Origin of the sequence: Chitinophaga sp., from assembly GCF_036566945.1 — a bacterium.
Classification (GTDB): Bacteria; Bacteroidota; Bacteroidia; order Chitinophagales; family Chitinophagaceae; genus Chitinophaga.
In genome coordinates this window covers 1-5,134 of sequence record NZ_DATCVJ010000968.1, presented here as the reverse complement: position 1 = coordinate 5,134, position 5,134 = coordinate 1, and the positions used below count along the sequence as shown (strand labels likewise).

The following is a 5,134-nucleotide window of genomic DNA, read 5'->3' as shown; positions in this document are numbered from 1 at the left end:
ATGGCCAATAATTACCTGATGGATAAGGGTTATTATAAATTATCCTATAACCGCGACAGAGGCACCCCTAATTGGGTTTGCTGGCATGTTTCGCGGAAGGATCTGGGGAAAATGTCCCGGGCCAATGATTTCCGTCCGGATGCAGATCTGCCAAATGATTGGTATCAGGTATCGCAGACGAGTTATATAGGGAGTGGTTTTGACAGGGGACATAATTGTCCTTCCGGGGATCGTACCGCCACCAGAGCTGCTAATGAGGCTACCTTTCTGATGACGAATATGATTCCTCAGGCCCCCAATCATAATCAGCATTTGTGGAAGAATCTGGAGGATTACACGCGGGAGCTGGTAATGGATGGCAATGAGGTGTATGTGATCATGGGTAGTTATGGCTGCGGTGGCGTGGGAAGTAAGGGTTTGGCAAAAACAATTGACCATAGTAATGTGAATGTGCCGGATCATATTTGGAAAATTCTTGTCGTGTTACCAGAGGGGAACAATGACTTGAAGCGTATTAATAAAAATACACGCATCATTGCGGTGAACACACCGAATAAAAACGATGTTAATACAAAGTGGTCGGCCTATCTCACATCCATGGAGGAAATAGAAAAGGTTACCCGTTATAAATTATTAGATAAAGTACCGGCGGCAGTGCGGCAGGAGTTGATGAAGAAGGTAGATAACGGTGAATAGACGCTTGTATCACTAAAAAAAATATTATGTGGTTATGGTAATTATATTATAAATTGCATAAAATTATTATGTTTTTATAGTTTGAATCCTTTTAACCATAAAAAAGTCATGATAAGTTTCAGAATGCCCAATTTGGCACAATTTTATAGAAGTACGGTAGCAACGTGTAACTTATTCTATCCTGGAACCGTTTTATAACTATAGAGCTGACTTAAAGTATAACTGACCGATTTATAGCAAGATGGACCTACACTTTCTTGATTATATAAAGATATAGCAGTATAAAACTGTGCACACGATAGAAAGGGAAACTGCGTAATAAATTGCTATAAGAGAGCGTTATACAATGGAAGGATAGCAACATGAGCTTTTTAAACATTAATTTTTATATATAATTAATATGGGGGAAAGAGTGTCGGTAGCCTTACTTGTTACAACATACAACTGGCCGGAAGCCTTGAAGCTGGTGCTGGAAAGTGTACTGGTGCAAACCGTGCTCCCTGACGAGGTTATCATCGCCGATGATGGCTCCGGAGAGACCACCAGGGCTGTTGTAGAAGCTTTCAGACAGAAAACGTCTATCCCGGTCAAGCATTTCTGGCATCCGGATGAGGGATTTCGTAAAACGATTATCATTAACCAGGCCATTACCGGTACCTCCTCAGACTATATTATTCAGATTGATGGGGATATCGTGATGCATGAGCTTTTTATAAAAGATCACATCAGTGAGGCAGAAAGAGGTTATTATATTCGCGGCAGCCGGGTATTGTTGCCTGAAGAGATTACTAAAAAATGCCTGGTCACCGGCAACTTTGAATCAGTTTCTACTTTTAGTAAAGGTGTAAGAAACAGGATTAATTCTCTTCGCATTCCATTTTTAGCTCCTTTGGTTATTAAAAAGACGAAACGGTCGAGAAACTGGATTGGTTGTAATTGTGCTTTCTGGAGACAGGATTTTTTGAAAGTGAATGGCTATAATAATGAGTTGAAGGGTTGGGGACATGAGGACATTGAACTGGCGGCACGTTTTATCAACTCAGGACTTTACCAGAAGAAGGTTAAGCTAAAGGCAGTTTGTTATCATCTGCATCATCCTTTCAATTCACGCGTACACGAGAATATTAACTACAGGGTATACCTTGATACCTTAAATCAGGGAATAGCTTATTGTTCCAATGGCTATCGTCACCACCTTACAACTGACTGATTATTCAAAACGACTTTATAAAAAAAGGCCACCATATGGTGGCCTTTTTGTTATTCGTTATTGGTGGCAAACATCTGCATTTCTATCAGCCGTTTATAAATACCGTTATTATTGAGTAGTTCCAGATGGGTGCCTTGTTCGGCAATTTGCCCGTTGTCCAGTACTACAATGAGATCAGCATTTTGAATGGTGCTCAGACGATGTGCAATGACCAGTGAAGTACGGTTTTTCATCAGGTTATTGAGTGCATCCTGTACCATTTTTTCGGATTCTGTGTCCAGTGCAGAAGTAGCTTCATCCAGCAACATCATTGGTGGATTGGCGATTACTGCGCGTGCAATACAGATACGTTGGCGTTGTCCACCGGAAAGCTTGGAGCCTTTATCTCCGATGTTCGTTTGGTAGCCGTTTTCCGTGCTGGTAATGAATTCGTGCGCATTGGCTATCCTGGCAGCGGCTTCTACTTCAGCGGCCGTAGCGGATGGTTTGGCGAAGGCAATATTATTGAAGATGGTATCATTGAAGAGAATGGATTCCTGGTTAACCACACCCATCAGGGCGCGGAGAGATTCCATGGTTACTTTTTTCAGGTTTTTTCCATCAATGAGCACACTACCGCTCTGAGGGTCCATAAAGCGGGGAATTAAGTCCATTAACGTGGACTTACCGCCACCGGAAGGTCCTACTAAAGCCACCGACGCACCTTTGGGAATCGTGAGATTAATATTATTCAGGATGGTTTTTTCTCCGTAGGCGAAAGACACATTCTCAAACCGGATTGCTTCGTCAAAACTGTTTAAGGCAATGGCATCAGGAGCATTGAAGATAAGTGGTTTTTCATCTATCAGTTTCAGCACCCTTTCACCGGCAGCAACGCCGGAGTGGATACCGCTGAAAGCACCTGAAATAGCTTTGGCAGGACGCATGATCTGGGAAAAGAGAGCGATGTATACCACAAAGGTAGATCCGTCCATGTTTCCCTGATTATTAATAATGAGAGAGCCGCCGTAAAATACAATGCCTGCTACCATCAATACGCCCAGTGTTTCAGAAACAGGAGAGGCGAGTTGCTGCCTTTTAGCCATGGAACGGGTAATCTTTGAATAGAGGCGGTTTTGTTTGTCGAAGCGGTTGGTAATAAACTTCACCGCATTAAATGCCTTTATGATCCGGATACCATTCAATGCTTCATCGAGGTAACTGATCATCACACCATATGTTTCATGAGAAGCAGTCGCCTGTGCTTTCAGGTTTCTTACAATTCTGCCTATAATTACTCCTGCTACCGGGATAACCAGCATAGAGATCAGGGTTAATTTAAAAGAAATCAGAAACAGCATAACCAGGAAAGAGATCAGGGTAATTGGCTCTTTAAATAATACCTGTAAGGTGCCGGTAACGGTATATTGTACTACCTGTACGTCTGAGGCGATCTTGGAGATGATATCTCCCTTTCTTTCATTACTGAAATAGCCCAGATGCAGGTCCATTACGTTATTAAATACGGTTCTGCGTAAGTTCAGTAATGTCTGGATCCGCAAGCTTTCCATGGTGCGGTCTGCGAAATAGCGGAACAGGTTGCCCAGCAATACAGAACAAACAATGCCTATACATACAAATTTCAGACTGGCTAACTGACCGTATTGACTTGAAATAGAAGTAGTATAATGTTTAAATACTTCAAAAATTTTGAAGTAATTATCCGGCATCGGAGTAACGGCCTGGGATGGGTTTTTAGTAAATAATGTATCCAGCAAAGGGGCCAGCAGCGCAAGATTCAGCGTACTGAATATAACCGATAGTATCGTGCAAAAGAAATAGGGAATCGCAAATTTGTTAATAGGTTTAGCAAATGATAAAAGTCGGAAGTATGTCTTCATATTTAAATAATAGTCGTATAATGATTAAAGACGGTGCATAAAAAAAACCGCACCGTTGCTGATGCGGTTCCTTAAGTTTTTAATTTCCTATTTATCAATAACTTAAAGAAATATTTTCAGTCGCACTTTCAAGCCAGCAGATCACCAGTAAATACTGCAATCAGGACTCAAAAATAGCCCTTTTGGCTTAATTGTCAAAAGTTTTGGTGGAGGCTCTGCGACTGGAGGCTTATTTTGCCTCCAATATTTTTAAAGCTTCTGTGTCTTTATACTGTATCATCAGTTTTTTAAGGTTGTTTTTTAAAGTAGCCGTGAGTTTTTCGTAGCTCTTTTGTCCGTAGAGGTTATTGACCTCGCGTGGATCTTTTTGCAGGTCATACAGTTCCCAGCTGTTGGATGCTCCATAGAAGCGTACCAAAGTATATTGTTCGGTGCGAATGCCGAAATGAGGATATACATGATGCGGTTCCGGGAATTCGTAATAATGGTAATAGGCTTCTTTTCTCCAGGTTACTTTTTTAGGATTTTCTTTCAGCAGGGGCAGAAAGGAGGTACCCTGGATATCGTCAGGTACTTTTACATCGGCCATATTAAGGAAAGTAGGCGCCCAGTCAATGTTCAGCATCAGCTGATCGATGGAGGTACCGGGCTTTATTACGCCGGGATATTTTATTACAAAGGGAGTACGCAATGACTCTTCATACATAAAGCGTTTATCAAACCAACCATGTTCACCCAAATAAAAGCCCTGATCCGACGCATATACGACTACTGTATTCTTTGACAGCCCGGACTTATCGAGGTAGTCCAGCAATTGTCCGATGTTGCGGTCGAGTGATTTGGCGGTGGCGAGATAGTCTTTCAGGTAGCGCTGGTACTTCCACTCTACCAGGGCATCACCGGAGAGATGGAGTGCATCGAACTCTTTGCTGATTTTGTTTTCGTAGTAATCTATGTATGCTTTTTTCTGCGCTGGTGTAAAGCGGCCATAGATTCCTTTTTCGTAATCGGCATGTACTTTCAGGTCGTCTTTCAGGCGCATGGTTTTATCGATGGTCATGTCCTGGTTTTGTGCAGCCAGCCTGTTTTTATAGTCGTCTTTAAAAGTAGGAGGCAGCGGGAATGTTTTATCGTCATAGGTGCCCAGGTCAGGAATATCCGGCAGCCATTCGCGGTGAGTAGCCTTTTCGCCTACTACCAGAAAAAATGGTTTGGAAGTATCGCGGTTGTTGAGCCAGTTGATAGACAGTTTGGTGATGATATTCGTCACGTATCCTTCTATGCGGGAGGTATCTCCCGGGCCGATGATATCGGGGTTGTAATATTGTCCCTGATGATTGAGGATGCG

Annotated in this window: 4 protein-coding genes; 2 read left to right on the top strand and 2 right to left on the bottom strand. The window is 42.4% G+C overall.

All coding sequences use genetic code 11. The annotated features are described in order from the left end of the window. Positions 1-696, top strand: a 696-nt coding sequence (locus VIP81_RS29080; protein ID WP_331969959.1) for a DNA/RNA non-specific endonuclease, incomplete at its 5' end; no start/stop codon positions are given. A 400-nt stretch (positions 697-1,096) separates the two neighbouring features. Beyond that, on the top strand, positions 1,097-1,906 hold the full coding sequence (locus VIP81_RS29075; RefSeq protein ID WP_331969956.1) for a glycosyltransferase family 2 protein: 810 nt from the start codon (positions 1,097-1,099) through the stop codon (positions 1,904-1,906). Between the two features lie 50 nt (positions 1,907-1,956). Here the strand turns inward: VIP81_RS29075 and VIP81_RS29070 are convergent, their stop codons facing one another. Next, complete coding sequence (locus VIP81_RS29070; protein ID WP_331969953.1) at positions 1,957-3,786, bottom strand: ABC transporter ATP-binding protein; 1,830 nt, start codon at positions 3,784-3,786, stop codon at positions 1,957-1,959. A 229-nt stretch (positions 3,787-4,015) separates the two neighbouring features. Then, a partial coding sequence (locus tag VIP81_RS29065) for a sulfatase/phosphatase domain-containing protein (RefSeq protein WP_331969950.1) occupies positions 4,016-5,134 on the bottom strand: 1,119 nt, incomplete at its 5' end.

Bases quoted from the DNA above. Each gene is read 5' to 3' on its own strand.
- VIP81_RS29070 (WP_331969953.1), bottom strand. From the start codon at position 3,786: ATGAAGACATACTTCCGACTTTTATCATTTGCTAAACCTATTAACAAA.
- VIP81_RS29075 (WP_331969956.1), top strand. From the start codon at position 1,097: ATGGGGGAAAGAGTGTCGGTAGCCTTACTTGTTACAACATACAACTGG.